Consider the following 15884-nt stretch of genomic DNA (forward strand, 5'->3'; position numbering starts at 1 on the left):
GTTATTTCTACTATATGCAAGGCCGGCACATGTCGGCCTTCTTTGTCTCGCTAATGGATCTGCGCAATCTGGTCGTCGAGCCGGCTTTCGAGCAGCGACTGCAGGCCGTCGTGCCGCAGCCGCCCTTCGCCGATACGGTGGACTGCGGTGACCGGGCCACGCTTCCCGACATCTTCTTCGTGCTCAGCGAAAGCCAGTCCGATCCCGCCAACTTCCCCCAGATCGCCAGGGGTGCGGGATTTCTACAGCGCTTCGCCCCCAAAGCAGGCGAAGCGCACCCGATGCAGGTCGAAACCTTCGGCGGCGGCACCTGGATCACCAATTTGTCACTGATGACCGGCCTTTCTGCCACCGATTTCGGCTGGCGAAGTCCTTATCTGACAATCACGCTGCAGGACAAGGTCGCCGGCGCGTTGCCGGAGATTCTGGCGCGATGCGGCTACCGTACCGCTGTGATGACGCCGATGGATTTTACCTTCGTCAATGAAGGGCCCTTCCTGAAATCGATCGGCTTCGAGACCATCCTGGACATCAAGGATATCGCCGCGCCGTTCTACCATCTGCGCGACGACTTCTACTATCACGCGGCCGAGGCATTCATCGCAAAGCACCGGCAGGAAGACGCACGGCCATTGTTCCTCGAAATCGAGACCATGTTCCCGCACTCCCCCTATGAGGGGCGGATGGAACCGGAGTTGAAGGTGGAAGGTGAACCCTTCTCCGACGATTTCCAGGCCGGCGAATATCTGCGCCGCATGGCGATCGCACGCGGAGATTTACAAGCATTCCTGGAACGCCGGGAAGCGGAAGCCGGCAAACGCGGCGCCGTGGTGCTCGAATTCGGCGATCATCAGTCGTCGGCGACAAAGCCGCTCGTCGATGCCATTGCCGGCGAGGACGCGCTGGCAAGACCGGATTCACTTGCCTATCGCACCTTCTACACGCTCTCGACCATCAATTACCCGCTTCGCCATCCAATACCTGACACGGCGCCGCTCGATGTCGCTTTCCTCAGCGCGAGCCTGCTCGATGCGGCGGGCCTACCGATCTCGCCTATGATGGCTGATCTCGTGCGGCTGCGCGATCATTGCAGCGGCCGGTTCCATGGCTGCCCGGACCGGGCCGCGGTGGATGCGCATCTGCGCAAGCGCCTCGATTCGGGATTGCTGAACCTGTTCCCGCAGGCGGCGCCGCTTCATGTCCATGCGGAACGGCTCCAATTGTCTAAAACCAGGACGGGACCTCAGGTGACGGGAGATGATCCCAGCGTCGCCACGGTCTTCAGCGCGCCGTCGAGCATGTCGCCCTTCTCGTCCTTCAGCGCCGCCTCGCGCAGGCGCCGGATCCAGTCGGCGGCGTCGGGCCTGCCCTTGAGCAGATCCAGCGCCGACAGCACACGGTCGAATTTCGACTGGGCGCGCGCATGCGTGTCGCTGTAGCCCTTGATCAGCCGGCGGCAGTTGAGGATCTCGACGGCAAGCGCATAGTCCTGCGGCACGTGGCTGAGCGCCAAGGAATACCAGCGTTCCATATGCGCCATTTCGACCTCGTGGCGCAGCAGGCGGCGGCGCCAGCGGCGCAGGCCGCCGATGAACCACAGAGCGGCAAAGCCGACAAAACTGTCGGTGCGGATGCGGCGGCCACGGTTGATGCGGCGGTCGAGGAAGCCGGCGAGCTTGGGCCGGTTCTCGATATAGCTGCCGAGCCCCGCCGGCAGCGTGCCGCAGAACTCCTCGATGCGCGGATGGAAGTACTCGGTCACCTGCAGGACCGAGCCGTCCTTGACGCCAACCTCCTTGCGCACCCGCCTGTCGCGGGTCGAGCGCGTCTTGAGATCGGCGACGCGGATCATGTCGTCGTAGCACATGGCGTTGGCCAGATGCTTGGCGGCGGCGATGGACAGGGCGTGGCCGTGGCCGGCGCTGTCCATGGCCACGGCCTTGTCCAGCCGGTCGAGATAATCGCGCCCATAGGCGATGTCCTGATAATCGACGACCTTTCTCAGGCCGCGAAGCGCCATGTCGCGCACCGCGATCGGCATCAGATCGATGCGGGCGGCGAGAGCCTGCCATCCCTGCAGCAGATTTTGCGGGCCGCTCACACGCCCGGCACTCAATGCGGATTCGACAATCGCCGGCTCGGCCGGCTTTGGCGAAGGTGCTGCCGCCGCGCCGCGTGCGCGGTCGAAGGCTGCGCCGAAGGCGGCAAGGCTGGCCTTCACGCCACGGCCGCCGGCACTGACCGCCTGTTCGTAGCTTTCGCGTGTGAACGGCAGCGCGTCCGATCCAGCCAGCGCGCCAAGCAGGCTGGCCGAGATCATCGAGCCATTGTCGGCGGCGATCTTTTCCATGTCGAAGGCAATGAAGCGCTTGGAGGCGGCCTCGGCCGTCGCATGCACCTTCGATGACGACGCCCTGCCGTCGCCCGGTTCGATCTTTTCCGACACTGCGGCGATGCGGTGCGAGGAGGTGATCAGCGTGGTGCGATCGGGCGTGACAAAGCCACGGATGATGGCGCGGCCGGCCTCCATCAGTTCCGCCGCGATCAGGATATCAACGTCGCCCTGCGAGGGTGACAGTGCGAAGATCGGCAGGCGGCCGGTGTCGCGGGCCATCTCGATATAATAAATGGTGGCGCCGGTGCGCTGGGCGACGCCGGCGACGGAGGTCGACTGCGCGACATAGCCGTTGCGTTCGGCGACATCGGTGATCCAGTCGGCCAACACGCCGCCGCCCTGGCCGCCGACGGCCAGCACGGCGAGCTTGATCACCGACTCATTGTCAGCGGCACCGGATTTCGGGCGCAGGGGCGAGTTCTGGTCAAGCATCGGCGAACGTCAGACGGCGGCTCTCGCGGCGGCGCTGCATCAGGCTGATTACAGTGCGGCGCGCGCTTTGCAGGAAACGATCCCAACGGCCGGGATTGTGCACGACATCGGCGCGGTAGAAGGAGGGGCAAAGCACCGCGGCGTCCGCCACCTCGCCGCAATTGCCGCAGCCGACGCAGTTCTGGTCGATCGACGCCACCGGATCGTCGCGCAGCGGATCGTCGAGCGACTTGACCGACAGCGATGGACAGCCGGACAGCCGCATGCAGGCATGGTCGCCGGTGCAGATGTCCTCGTCGACGCCGAACTTCGGCTTGACCACCCGCTCGCCGCCCTTGATCGCCTTGTCGACCAGCGGCTTTTCGCGGCGCTGGCGATTGAGCATGCACTCCGACGAAGCCACGATGACCTTCGGCCCCTTCTCTTCGGTGGTCAGTGCCTCGCGCAACGTGTCCTGCATCTTGCCGACGTCGTAGGTGCGGTCGACATGGCGCAGCCATTTGACGCCCATGCCCTTCACCGCTTCGGTGATGGGGTGCTTGGTCGACTTGGTCTTGTTGCCCGCGCGCGATGACAGGATGTCCTGCCCACCCGTGGCGGCCGAGTAGAAATTATCGACGATGACGATGACGCCGTCATTCTTGTTGAACACCGCGTTGCCGATCGAGGAGGTCAGGCCGTTGTGCCAGAAGCCGCCGTCGCCGACGAAGGAGATCGAGCGGCGCTTGGCGTCGGGCGAATTGAACGCCGAGGCCGAGGCCGGCCCGAGCCCGTAGCCCATCGTCGTGGCGCCAAGTTCGAAAGGCGGCATGATCGAGAACAAATGGCAGCCGATGTCGGAGGCGATGTGGTGCTTGCCGAGCTCCTGTTCGACCAGCTTCGTCGCGGCGAAAATCGGCCGCTCCGGACAGCCGATGCAGAAACCGGGCGGTCGTCCTGGAACGACATTGATCAGATCGGCCGTGTCGACGCCGTTGCCGACCTTGTTCGGTGCGCGCACTTCACCGGGCAAGAGATGCGGTGCCTCGGCGCGCAGGAAGGCGCCGATGCCGTCGAGCATGACCTGGCCGGTATATTCGCCGGCCATCGGCAGATGCTCCTTGCCGACCAGACGGGTGCCACGCCCGGCCTTGTGCAGCATGGCGGCAAAGGCCTGCTCGATATAGTTGGGCTGCCCCTCCTCGACGACCAGCACGGACTGCTTGCCCTCGCAGAAGGCGAGGAATTCGTCATGGATCAGCGGATAAACGGCGTTGAGCACGTAGAGCGGCACATCGGTCTCGCCATAGGTGTCGGCAAGGCCAAGACGCTGCAGCGCGCGGATGACGGAATTGTACATGCCGCCCTGCATGACGATGCCGACCGAACCGTGGTCCGAGCCGAAGAACTCATTGATCTTGTTCTTGGCGATGAAATCCACCGCCGCCGGCCAGCGTTTTTGCACCTTCTCCTTCTCGTGCAGGAAGGAGGCGGGCGGCAGCACGATGCGGCCGGTGTCGCGACGTGGAGCGTCCAGTGCATCGGCGACCGTCATCGGTGGGCGCTTGTTGTCTTTGGCGATGAAATGGCCATGCACATGGCAGCAACGGATGCGCACCTGCAGCATGACAGGCGTGTTGGAAATCTCGGACAGCTCAAAGCCGTCCTCCACCGCCTTGACGATCGACGGCAGGTTCGGACGCGGGTCGAGCAGCCAGACCTGGCTTTTCATGGCGAAGGCATGACTGCGCTCCTGCATGATCGAGGAGCCCTCGCCATAGTCCTCGCCGACGATGATCAGCGCGCCGCCGGTGACGCCACCAGAAGCAAGATTGGCCAGTGCGTCGGAGGCGACATTGGTGCCGACGGTCGATTTGAAGGTCGCGGCACCGCGGATCGGATAGTGCACCGAGGCAGCCAGCATGGCGGTGGCCGTGGCTTCCGAGGCGCTCGCCTCGAAATGCACGCCGAGCTCACCCAGAATGTCCTGCGCGTCGGCCAGCACGTCCATCAGATGGCTGATCGGCGCGCCCTGGTAGCCGCCGACATAGCCGACGCCGCATTGCAGCAGCGCCTTGGTGATGGCGAGGATGCCCTCGCCGGCGAATTCCTCGCCGGCGCCGAGCCTCAGTTTTTCGACTTCCTTGGCAAAAGACCGTTCGGCCATTTTTGGCCTCCTTCCGTTGCCGCCCGGCCCGTATTCGCCCGGCATTGGCGGCGCGTACATCTAGATGTCGTGCTTGCGAATGTTCTTGAGCATCTTCAAAAGTGTGGCGATCAGTGCCGCATATTCCGCATCGTCGATATCGTCGAACATCGCCTCGAATGCGTCATGCATGGCCGGCCAGGCGCGGGTGAACTCTGCGCGGCCCTCGTCGGTCAGGAACACATGGCGGATGCGGCTGTCGCTCACGCCCTGCTCGCGCCGCACGAAGCCTTGCCCCTCCAGCGTGTCGAGCGTGCGGCTCAGGGTCGACTGTTCGATCACGGTGTAGACCGAGAGGTCGTTGACGGTGACGCCGTCGGTGACCGACAGCACGGCCAGCGTGCGGACCTGCGAAATGGTCAAGCCCTGCTTGCGGAAATCGTCGCGCAAGGTGGCGTTGTAGCGGCCCATGATGCGGTTCATCAGATAGGGCGCGAATTGCTGCAGGCCGATCTGACCGAGGGTCGAAATGCGCTTGCGTTTTTCGGCGACCTTCTGTTCCATTAGAGCTTCCCCGCCAAGAGAAAGCCGGAGCCGCCGCCGAGACCGGCACCGGGATGGGTCGAGGCGCCGATATGATAGAGGCCCTTGATGCCTGTCTGGTGGTTGCGGCTGGTCTTGAACGGCCGCCACAGGAAGGCCTGGTCGATGGTCGAGGAGCCGCCATAGGGATCGCCGCCGACCAGGTTGATGTTCATCGCCTCGAGATCGGCCGGCGAATAGGCGCGGCGCGCGATCACGCTGTCCTTGAAGCCGTCGATATGGCTGGCGAGGATCGCTTCGGCGCGATCTGCATAGGCCTCGCGCAACGTGTCGGTCCATTGCCCATCAGCCGGTGCCTGCAGCTTGCCGGCGGCGTCGCCCTTGATCTGGCGAGGCGCCTCGGGCAGTTGCAGCCACAGGATCGCCTTGCCTTCCGGGCAGCGCGACGGGTCGAGCGCATGCGGCTGGCCGACACAGATGGTCGGCACTTCCGGCAGCATGCCGCGCGCCGCCTCGTTGCAGGCTTTCGAGACGCCATCGAGCCCCGGCGTCAGATGCAGCAGCGCCACCTTGTCCAGGCCTTCGCCGCGCCAGGACGGCGGCTTGTCGAGAGCGTAATGGATCTGGAAATTGCCCTTGCCGTAGCGGTATTTCCGCGTCGCCTCGACATCGTCCTTCGGCGCGTCCTTGCCGAGCAGGCGACCGTAGAGCTGCGTCGGCGTGACCGAGCAGATGACGCTCTTGTTCGCCGTGATGGTCTCGCCAGAGACCAGCCGCACGCCAGAGGCGCGGCCGCCCGTCTGGACGATCGAGGCGACGTCGGCGCTGGTCTGGATGTCGCCGCCGCGTTCCCGGATCAGGGCCTCGAAGGCGGCAAGCAGGTTCCTCGCGCCGCCCTTGACGATCGGCGCGCCGGCCGCCTCCAGCGCGAAGGCGATCACCTTGGCGATCTGGCCGGAAAAGGCGTCTTCCGGGCCAAGTCCGGCATGCAGCACCCAGGGCGCCCAGAGCGCGCGGACCGTCTCCGATCGGTAGCTGCTTTCGAGCCAACCCCGCGCCGGCACCAGCGCGTCGCCGAGAAAGGCGGCGAGCCCGCGCGGACCACGCCGCCAGGCATCGCCGGCCAACAGCTTGGCCGTCGGATAGGACCACAGACTGCCGCCGAGCAGGCCGAACAGCAGGCCGGCATTGCGTTCGATGCCGCCGACATCTTCCGCGTGGCGGTCACCGTCGCCCGCCGCGATCGCGTTGAGCGCGGCGACGTTGACGGCGCGATCGGTGGTGAGCACCGCGTGGCTGCCGTCCGGGCGAAGCATGCCGGTCGGGGTACCGGTGTGGCAGAATTCCAGCCCGTGGCGCGCGAGGTCGGCGCCCAGTGCCGCAAAGGCCGGCGAGGTGATGAACAGCACGAAGGTCGTCGCCATCACGTCATGGAGGAAGCCCGGCGCGGTGATCTCCTCGGTGCGCATGCAGCCGCCGATGCGGTCGTTGCGTTCGAGGACGAGCACCCTGGCGCTTTTGCCACCAAGCATCGCGGCGCAGACCAACGCGTTGATGCCGCTGCCGACGATGATGTGGTCGGGCGCGGTCATTGGCGGGTGCTCGCCGTCTCTGGGAGATGGCGTTCGATTGCGTGGGCTGGCGCTCTACGGCGCCCCCCTCTGTCCTGCCGGACATCTCCCCCTCTTGGGGGGAGATCGGCTGTCATCGCGACTTTCGCCACTTGTATACGACGCAGGATTGAGCGGAGTGACGAAGCTGCCAATCTCCCCCCTTGAGGGGGAGATGTCCGGCAGGACAGAGGGGGGTGAGCGCCAGCGCTGCAAGGCTGCCGCTCCCCACCCATCAATCTGACATCGACCGCGACCATGATCTTCTCCCGAAGACCGCTCCCTTATTTCCCCGCCACAAGTGCCAGCGCGCGGATCGGGCTGCCGGTGCCGTGTTCGATCTTGAGCGGCGCCGCAATCAGGATGGCGCCTTTCGGCGGCAGTTGGTCGAGGTTGCAGAGGCTGGCCAGGCCATAACGGTTAGCCTTGTGCATCAGCGTGTGCGCCGGGAATGGCGGCTCCATGCCATCGGCCTTGCCGGCATCGGTGCCGATCGTCTCCGAGCCCCAGCCCTTGATGTCCTTGCTGATCAGGAACTGGATGGCTTCGGCCGTCGGGCCGGGCGTGTGCGGGCCGGTTTCGTTGGCGTTGAGGAACTCGGCTTCCGAGCCGTTGCGCTTGTACCAGTCGGTGCGCATCACCACCCACTCGCGGGGGTTGATCTCGCCATGCTTGGCTTCCCATGCCTTGATGTGGTCGACGGTGAGCAGGAAATCGTGATCGGCGGCAGCCTCCTTGGAGCAGTCGATGACATTGACCGGGCCGACAAAATTCTGCGCCGGAATGGTGTCGGTAGCGCCGTCCGGATAATCCTTGCCGCTGATCCAATGTTGCGGCGCATCGAAATGCGTGCCCGAATGCTCGCCGAGCTTCAGCCAGTTCCAGGCCCACCATGGACCGTTCTTGTCGTAGCGGGAGATGTTGTGGATTTCGACCTTCGGCGTGTCTACGGCGAGTTCCGGCGGCAGCTTGATCAGCGGCGTATCGGGCCCGAGCGGCGCCGACAGGTCGACCACCCTGATGGCGCCCGAAAGCAATTGGCCGGCGACTTCGCCAAGGAGTTTTTGCGTGTCCATGGTCTCTGTTCCCTCTTGTCTGACATGATCAAGGCTCGTCTCGGCCCTTAATATACCTACTAGACGAAAACATATGCATCTGCAATTATCTTTAAGCATAAAGGAAATGGGAACGGGGCGTGAGCGAGTTCGACGCCATCTTTGTCGGGGCGGGCCACAACAGTCTGGCATGCGCCGCGCATTTGGCGCTCAAAGGCTGGAAAACCGGCGTTTTCGAGCGCAACGCAACAATTGGCGGCGCGGTGCAAACCCGCGAATTCACCCTTCCCGGCTTCCGTCACGACTTCGGCGCGATGAATCTGAGCCTGTTTGCCGGCTCCGCCTTTCACCGGAAATATGCAAATGAATTGAAAGCGCAGGGACTGGAGTTCGCACCGGTCGCCGATTGTTTCGCCAGCGCCTTTCCGGATGGGCGCTGGTTCGGCGTCAGCAACGATCTGGAGAAGACCGCCAGCCGCATGGCCGCCTTTTCAACGGCCGACGCCGCGACATGGCGCAGGCTGGTTGCCGCCTTTCCCGTGGAGGCCGAGCACCTGTTCCGACTGCTGGGATCGCCGATGAGCGCCCGCGCGCTTGCAAGCACAGCCTGGAACTTGTGGCGCAAGAAGGGCATCGCCGGCGCACTCGATACCGGGCGCCTGCTGTTGTCGTCGCCGCGCGCATGGCTTGAGGAGAACTTCGAGTCGCCGCATGTTCGGGCAACGCTCGCCACCTGGGGCATGCATCTCGACTTTGCGCCCGACATCGCCGGCGGCGCGGTGTTCCCCTATCTGGAATCGATGGCCAATCAGAGCTTTGGCATGGTGCTGGGCAAGGGTGGCGCCAACACGATCATCAAGGCGCTGGCCGGCATGGTGACATCGGCCGGCGGCAAGATCGTCACCGGCGCCGACGTCGCCGAGATCACGGTCTCCAGCGGCAAGGCGACGGGCGTGCGGCTCGCATCCGGCGAAACGCATAGCGCCACCAGGGCGGTCATCGCCGGCGTCGCGCCCAAGGCGCTGACCGGCAAGCTGCTGCCAAACGGTTCCGGTGACGCCGGCTTCGACACGGCGATGGGGAAATTCCGGTATGCACCGGGCACGATGATGATCCATCTGGCGCTCGACGGTTTGCCTGACTGGCGCGCCGGGGCAGAGCTGCGTCAGTTCGCCTATGTCCATCTGGCGCCATCGCTCGACCAGATGTCGCGCACCTATCAGCAGGCGATGGCAGGCCTGCTGCCGGACGAGCCGGTTCTGGTCGTCGGCCAGCCGACCGCGGTCGATCCGTCGCGGGCGCCCGAGGGCAAGCATGTACTGTGGGTGCAGGTGCGCATGCTGCCCGCCGAAATCCTGGGCGACGCCGCGGGCAAGATCGCCCCGGCACATTGGGATCAGGTCAAGGAGGCCTATGCCGAGCGCGTGCTCGACATCATCGAAACCTACGCGCCCGGCCTGCGTGCGAAAATCCCCGGTCGCGCGGTGTTTTCGCCGATCGACCTGGAGCACGAGAACCCGAACCTGGTCGGTGGCGACCAGATCTGCGGCAGCCATCATCTGGCGCAGAATTTCCTGTTCCGCCCGGCGCGCGGCCATGCCGGCTGGAACACGCCGGTCCTCAACCTGCATCTGACGGGCGCCGCGACATGGCCCGGCGCCGGCACGGGTGCGGCCTCCGGCTTCATGCTCGCGCAACAGCTTGGCGGGAGGTAGGCCCGACGACTTCACAGAGGCGACGAGAGGCAAGCGCTGCTGCCCACGAAGCCTGAATCAATGACCTGACATTGCTGCGCAAAGACAACAAACAACAAGGGGAACGACCATGACAATCAACAGACGCGAATTGCTGGGATACAGTGCCGCGGCACTTGGCGTGGCGGCCGTCGGCCTGCCAAAGATCGCCAACGCCGCAGCCGGCGAGCTGACCATCGCCTACAACGTCAACCTGCCGTCCTGGGATCCGACCACCGGACCGTCGGCCGTCAACCCGACCATCCAGGGCCTCTACCAATCGGTGTTCGACCAATTCATACCGCAGAAGCCGGACCTGTCCTTCGCGCCGGGCCTGCTCACCGAATGGGGCTGGAACGACGACCACACCAAGGTGATGATGACGGTGCGCGAAGGCGTGAAATGGCATGACGGCTCGCCCTTCACACCGGAAGACGTCGTCTGGTCGCTGCAGCGCGCGGGCGACGAAAAGACCGGCAACCCGATCCAGTTCGTCTGGAAGAACGTCAACAATTTCAAGATCGACGGCAACAAGATCACTGGCGACGTGGTGCAGTTCGACCCGGTCTATTTCAAGTGGATGTCGTTCCTGACTGGCTACATCCTGCCCAAGGCCTATTACGAGAAGGTCGGCGCGGAGGGCTTCGAAAAGGCGCCGATCGGCACCGGTCCCTACATGGTGGAAAAATTCGAGCGCAACGCCTTCCTGCGGCTGAAGGCCAACCCGGACTATTGGGGCGGCAAGCCGGCCTTCGACAATGTGACGATCAAGTTCGTCACCGACGCCGCAAGCCGCGTCGCCGAGATCGAATCCGGCTCCTCGCAGGTGACGCTCGAAATTCCCTATGAGGAATACGATCGACTGATCGCCAAGGACGGACTTGCCGGCTCGATCAAGAACGTGTCCGACATCGGCATGATCTTCTTCAACAACAAGGACGCCATGCTGGACAAGAATGTCCGCCAGGCGGCCGTGATGTCCGTCGACAAGGAGCTACTGGTCAAGCGGCTGCTGCGCGGCTACGGCCAGCCGATCGATACGCTGGAAACGCCGGAATATGCCGCCTACGACCCGTCGATCAAGGTCGAGCACAATCCGGAAAAGGCCAAGGAATTGCTCAAGGCCTCCGGTTATTCGCCTGAAAAACCGGCCAAGATCACCATCCAGACGACCAAGGGCTTCAAGCCCAAGGACTATGAGATGGTGCAGGCGATCGTCGGCATGTGGCGCAAGGTCGGCATCGAGGCAACCATCGAAGTCTATGAGATCGCCAAGCACTATGAGCTGCGCGCCGCGCACAAGCTGGCGCCGGCGGCCTTCTACAACTGGGGCAACGCCATCGGCGATCCGACGACGTCGACCGGTTTCGCCATGTTCGGCCCGTCGCCGCACTCGTCGTGGAAGACCGACGACCTCGATGCCAAGATCGGTCCGCTGTGGGGCGAAAAGGACGAGGCCAAGCGCATCGCCGGCTGGAAGGCGGTCGACAAATACATCGCCGAGCAGGCTTATGTGCTGCCGGTGGTGCAGTTCGCGCAGCCGATCGTGCATGCCAAGGGCGTCAAAGTCGTGCAGCATATTTCCGGTGCGCTGCTGCCGGCCTTGATGACGCCGGCCTGATATAGGCCTGGAATTGGCGCGCGCCGTCGCCAATGACGGCGCGCATTTCCATCGGCATACGAGCCCACGGGCTCCTGCAAAGATTTAGATGCTCCTGCAACGATTCCTGATTCGTCTGCTGACGATGCTGATCACGCTGTTCGGCGTGGCCGTCGTCGTCTTTGTCGTGATCCGCATCGCGCCCGGCGATCCGATCGCCATGATGCTGCCGCCGGGCGCGACGGATGCCGATATCGGCCGGCTGCGCGCGCTCTACGGGCTCGACAAGACCATCGTCGAGCAGTTCTTCATATGGCTGTCCGGCGTCGTCAGGGGCGATTTCGGCACCTCGATTTCGCTGCGGCAAGACGTGCTTGGCCTGGTCTTCAACCGGCTGCCGGCAACGCTGGAGCTCGCCATCGTAGCGCTCCTCATGGCGGTGGCGATCGGCGGCACGACGGCGATCCTTGGCGCCCGCGAGCGCGGTACGGCGGTCGAAGCCGGCATCGATATCGCCAGCGGCGCCGCCCTTTCCATCCCCGACTTCCTCTGGGGCCTGGTGCTGATCCTGCTGTTCGGCGTGCTTGTGCCGATCTTCGACATTTCGGGCCGGGTGTCGCCGCAACTCGACCTGCCCTTCGTCACCCAGTTCTACTTCTTCGAGAGCTTGCTGCGGCTGCGCTTCGACCTGACCTGGGACCTCCTGAAACACATGCTCATGCCGGCCGTCGCATTGGCGCTGCCGCTGGCGGCGATCATCGCGCAGCTTCTCAAACAGTCGCTGAAGGAAGTGCTCGACCTCGACTATGTCGTGCTGGCGCGGGTCAAGGGGTTTTCGGAAACGCAGGTCATCCTGCGCGAGGCGCTGAAGAACGCCGCGCTGCCGACACTGACCCTGATCGGCGTGCAGTTCACTTTCCTCATCGGCGGCACCGTCATCGTCGAGCGGCTGTTCTCCTATGAGGGGCTCGGCAACATGGCGATCGACGCCGTCATCAACCGCGACCTGCCGTTGATCCAGGGCATCGTGCTGGTCTTCGCGCTGCTGTTCGTGCTGATCAACCTCGTCGTCGACATGATGTATGCGCTGCTCAATCCGAGGCTGCGCCATGGATGAGGCACGCATCATCAGGCGCCGATTGAGCCCGAGACTGTGGCTGGCCGGCGGCTGGCTGCTGCTGGCACTGCTGGCCGCGATCTTCGCGCCGCTGGTCGCGCCGCAGGATCCGCTGGCGCAGGATCTGATGCTGGAGCGCCTGCCGCCGTTCTGGCTCGATGGCGCCGAGCCGGGCTATTGGCTTGGCACCGACAGTCTCGGTCGCGATCTCTTGTCCCGGCTGATCTTCGGCGGCCGCATCGCCTTCATCGTCGCCTTTGCAGCGGCCATCGCGGCGTGCGTCGTCGGTTCGACGCTGGGACTGATCGCGGGCTATTTCGGCGGCTGGGCCGATCGCATCATCTCGCGCATCGTCGACATCTGGATGGCGTTTCCGCCGGTGCTGTTCGCCATCCTCCTGGTCGCCGTGCTCGGAACGGGCCTGAGCTCGGTCATCCTCGCCATCGCGATCATCGACTGGACGCGCTTCTGCCGCGTGATCCGCGCCGAGGCGATGGGGCAGTCACGCATGGACTATGTCGAGAATGCGCGCATCGCCGGCTACGGCCGCATCGGCATCATGCTGCGCGAAGTGCTGCCCAACGTGGTGCCGTCGATCGTGGCGCTGCTGTCGCTGGAAATGGGCATCGCCGTCATCGTCGAGGCGATCCTATCCTTCGTCAATCTGTCGATCTCGACCGACGATCCGACCTGGGGCGGCATCATCGCCGAGGGCCGGCTGTCGATCCATCAGGCCTGGTGGGTGCTGGTGTTCCCGCTGATCACGCTGATCCTGACCGTGCTGTCGTTCAGCCAGTTCGGCGAGGCGCTGAAGACGCGTTTCGATCCGGTGCTGCGATGAGCGCCTGTCTCGACATCGCCAATCTGAGCGCCGTGCTGGCCAACGGCCAGCGCGTGCTGCGCTCTGTCTCGCTCACTGTGCAACCCGGCGAAGTGCACGCGCTGGTCGGCGAGAGCGGCGCCGGCAAGACGATGATCGGCAAGGCGGTGCTTGGCGTTTTGCCGTCGAGCGTACGGATCGTCGAAGGCGATATGAGGCTCGAGGGCGAAGACCTCGGCAAACTCCCGCCAAAAGCGCGGCGCACGCTGATCGGCGCGCGCACCGCGCTGATCCCGCAGGACCCGCTGACAGCGCTCAACCCGTCGCGCCGCATCGGCCCGCAGATGACCGACCGGCTGGTGCGCATCCTGGGCTGGAGTGGCGACAAGGCGGACAAGCGCGTCCGGCAATTGCTGGACGAAGTGCAGATCCGCGATCCCGACCGCGTGCTGAAGAGCTATCCGCACGAACTGTCCGGCGGCATGCGCCAGCGCGTGCTGATTGCCGCAGCCTTCGCCGCCGAGCCACGGCTGATCGTTGCCGACGAGCCAACCACGGCGCTCGACGTCACCGTGCAGAAGCAGATCCTTCGGCTGATCGCCGCGTTGCAGCGCGAGCACGGCACCGCGATCCTGTTCGTCACCCATGATCTCGGCGTCGTCGCCAAGATCAGCCAGAAAGTGTCGGTGCTCTATGCCGGCAAGGTGGTGGAAGAGGCCGAGACCGCTGACCTCTTTGCCGCACCTCGGCATCCCTACACGCGCTCGCTGATGGCCGCGACGCCGCGCTACACCGCCCCCTTCGCGTCGCTGAAACCCGTGGACGAGACGGTGCTGGCCGGACTTGCGGCCGAGATCGCGGCGGCCGACCAGGCATGGAGGCGCCCGCATGGCTGAGCCGCTGTTTTCCGTGCGCGGGCTGAAGGTCGCGCTGCCCGACATGACGCGCAAGCCGCTGATCGGGCGCGCGCCGCTGGCCGAAATCCTGAAAGGCCTGGACTTCGACCTGCCCAAGGGCTCGGTGACCGGAATCGTTGGCGAATCCGGGTCGGGCAAATCGACGCTTGGCCGTGCGCTGGTGCGGCTGCTGGAGCCGAGCGCCGGCGAGATTCGTTTCGAAGGCCGTGACATCACCCACCTGCCGGAGGCCGGGTTGCGGCCTCTGCGCCGCGACCTGCAGATGATTTTTCAGGATCCGATGTCGTCGCTCAACCCGCGCCGCACCATCGCCAGCATCATCGCCGCGCCGCTGAAGCAGAATGGACTTGGCGACAATCTGAAAGCGCGCGTCGCCGAGGCACTGCAACGCGTCGGCCTGCCGCAGAGCTTCGCCAGCCGCTACCGCCACCAACTGTCGGGCGGCCAGCGCCAGCGCGTCGGCATTGCACGCGCCCTGGCGCTGTCGCCGAAATTCGTGCTGGCCGACGAGATCGTCTCCGGGCTCGACGTCTCGACGCAGGCGCAGATCCTCACCTTGCTGGAGAAGCTCGCGGCGGAGATGGGCCTGACGATCGCCTTCATCAGCCACGATCTGTCGGTCATCCGGCGGCTTTGCCAACAGGTGATCGTCATGCGCGAGGGCAGCATCGTCGAAGCGAGCGACACCGATGCGCTGTTCGACAATCCCAGGGAGACTTACACGCGAGACCTGCTTGCCGCCATTCCGCTTCCCGAGATCGACGCGGACTGGCTGCGGCCGCCCGAGAAGGCGCCGGCCTAAGACTGTTCATCCCGCACGCCGAAGAGCGGGCCTCGGACGTGCATGGGGGCGAAATCAGCCCGCGAACGGAGGGTAACATGAACTACGCAACCCGCGGCACGATGATTGCCGCGATCCTGTTGGGCTCGATGGGAGCGGCCTCGGCGGATTCGATCCCTGGCATGCGCGGCCACGACCATACCGGCATCACGGTCCCCGACATGAAGCAGGCGGTCGATTTCTTCACCGAAGTGGTCGGCTGCAAGAAGGCGATGTCGTTCGGCCCGTTCGCCGACGACAAGGGCACTTTCATGCAGGACCTGCTCGGCGTCGATCCGAAGGCTGTCATAGAGCAGGTCACCATGGTGCGCTGCGGCTATGGATCGAACATCGAGCTGTTCAAATACACCGCGCCCGACCAGAAGGATCTGACACCGAAGAACAGCGACATTGGCGGCTTCCATATCGCCCTTTACGTCGATGACGTCGCCGCCGCCAAAGCCTATCTCGATGGCAAGGGCGTCAAGACGAGATTGGGGCCGCTGCCGGTCAAGGAAGGGCCCGCCGCCGGCCAGACCATCCTTTATTTCCAGGCGCCGTGGGGATTGCAGCTGGAAGCGATCAGCTATCCCTCTGGCATGGCCTATGAGAAGGGTGCCGAAACGGTGCTGTGGAGCCCGAAGAACCCGGAGAAATGATCTCCCGTGGCGCGCTTGCAGGGATGTCACGCAAGCGCGCCACGCAATCCCCGCCTAA

Annotated in this window: 12 protein-coding genes and 1 pseudogene; 8 read left to right on the forward strand and 5 right to left on the reverse strand. The window is 64.6% G+C overall.

The window, feature by feature from the left end; genetic code table 11:
* Positions 1-53: 53 nt before the first annotated feature.
* Positions 54-851, forward strand: a pseudogene (locus FJ948_RS31000) (sulfatase-like hydrolase/transferase); the annotation flags it as partial.
* A 392-nt stretch (positions 852-1243) separates the two neighbouring features.
* On the opposite strand, the gene FJ948_RS17190 reads toward FJ948_RS31000, so the two are convergent.
* The 5 genes from FJ948_RS17190 to FJ948_RS17215 form a co-directional block, all read right to left on the reverse strand.
* The gene (locus FJ948_RS17190; RefSeq protein ID WP_140706371.1) at positions 1244-2827 is read right to left on the reverse strand and encodes an indolepyruvate oxidoreductase subunit beta family protein; all 1584 of its coding nucleotides are present in this window, start codon (positions 2825-2827) and stop codon (positions 1244-1246) included.
* A complete protein-coding gene (locus FJ948_RS17195) occupies positions 2820-4973 on the reverse strand; it encodes an indolepyruvate ferredoxin oxidoreductase subunit alpha (RefSeq protein ID WP_140706372.1) in 2154 nt (717 codons plus the stop codon). The genes FJ948_RS17190 and FJ948_RS17195 overlap by 8 nt, the downstream gene beginning before the upstream one ends.
* A gap of 60 nt (positions 4974-5033) precedes the next feature.
* The gene (locus FJ948_RS17200) at positions 5034-5516 is read right to left on the reverse strand and encodes a MarR family transcriptional regulator (protein ID WP_140706374.1); all 483 of its coding nucleotides are present in this window, start codon (positions 5514-5516) and stop codon (positions 5034-5036) included.
* Complete coding sequence (locus FJ948_RS17205) at positions 5516-7087, reverse strand: NAD(P)/FAD-dependent oxidoreductase (RefSeq protein ID WP_140706376.1); 1572 nt, start codon at positions 7085-7087, stop codon at positions 5516-5518. Before FJ948_RS17205 ends, FJ948_RS17200 begins: the two co-directional genes overlap by 1 nt.
* Positions 7088-7389: 302 nt before the next feature.
* On the reverse strand, positions 7390-8181 hold the full coding sequence (locus FJ948_RS17215; RefSeq protein WP_140706378.1) for a cyclase family protein: 792 nt from the start codon (positions 8179-8181) through the stop codon (positions 7390-7392).
* A gap of 119 nt (positions 8182-8300) precedes the next feature.
* Here FJ948_RS17215 and FJ948_RS17220 point away from each other — a divergent pair, with 119 nt between their 5' ends.
* The 7 genes from FJ948_RS17220 to FJ948_RS17250 all read left to right on the forward strand — a co-directional run bounded on the left by FJ948_RS17220 (position 8301) and on the right by FJ948_RS17250 (position 15826).
* On the forward strand, positions 8301-9875 hold the full coding sequence (locus FJ948_RS17220; RefSeq protein WP_140706380.1) for an NAD(P)/FAD-dependent oxidoreductase: 1575 nt from the start codon (positions 8301-8303) through the stop codon (positions 9873-9875).
* A gap of 109 nt (positions 9876-9984) precedes the next feature.
* Entirely contained in the window at positions 9985-11514 is a 1530-nt protein-coding gene (locus FJ948_RS17225; RefSeq protein ID WP_140706382.1) for an ABC transporter substrate-binding protein, read from the forward strand.
* An 88-nt stretch (positions 11515-11602) separates the two neighbouring features.
* A complete protein-coding gene (locus FJ948_RS17230) occupies positions 11603-12610 on the forward strand; it encodes an ABC transporter permease (protein ID WP_140706384.1) in 1008 nt (335 codons plus the stop codon).
* Entirely contained in the window at positions 12603-13451 is an 849-nt protein-coding gene (locus FJ948_RS17235) for an ABC transporter permease (protein WP_140706386.1), read from the forward strand. The genes FJ948_RS17230 and FJ948_RS17235 overlap by 8 nt, the downstream gene beginning before the upstream one ends.
* Positions 13448-14326, forward strand: coding sequence for an ABC transporter ATP-binding protein (locus FJ948_RS17240; protein ID WP_140706388.1), 879 nt, complete (start codon positions 13448-13450; stop codon positions 14324-14326). Before FJ948_RS17235 ends, FJ948_RS17240 begins: the two co-directional genes overlap by 4 nt.
* Entirely contained in the window at positions 14319-15149 is an 831-nt protein-coding gene (locus tag FJ948_RS17245; protein ID WP_140706390.1) for an ATP-binding cassette domain-containing protein, read from the forward strand. The genes FJ948_RS17240 and FJ948_RS17245 overlap by 8 nt, the downstream gene beginning before the upstream one ends.
* A 77-nt stretch (positions 15150-15226) precedes the next feature.
* Positions 15227-15826 carry a VOC family protein gene (locus tag FJ948_RS17250; protein ID WP_140706392.1) on the forward strand — a complete coding sequence of 200 codons (600 nt, stop codon included), beginning with the start codon at positions 15227-15229 and terminating at the stop codon, positions 15824-15826.
* Positions 15827-15884 lie beyond the last annotated feature (58 nt).

It is taken from the genome of Mesorhizobium sp. B2-3-12 (genome assembly GCF_006442205.1).
Taxonomy (GTDB): Bacteria; Pseudomonadota; Alphaproteobacteria; order Rhizobiales; family Rhizobiaceae; genus Mesorhizobium.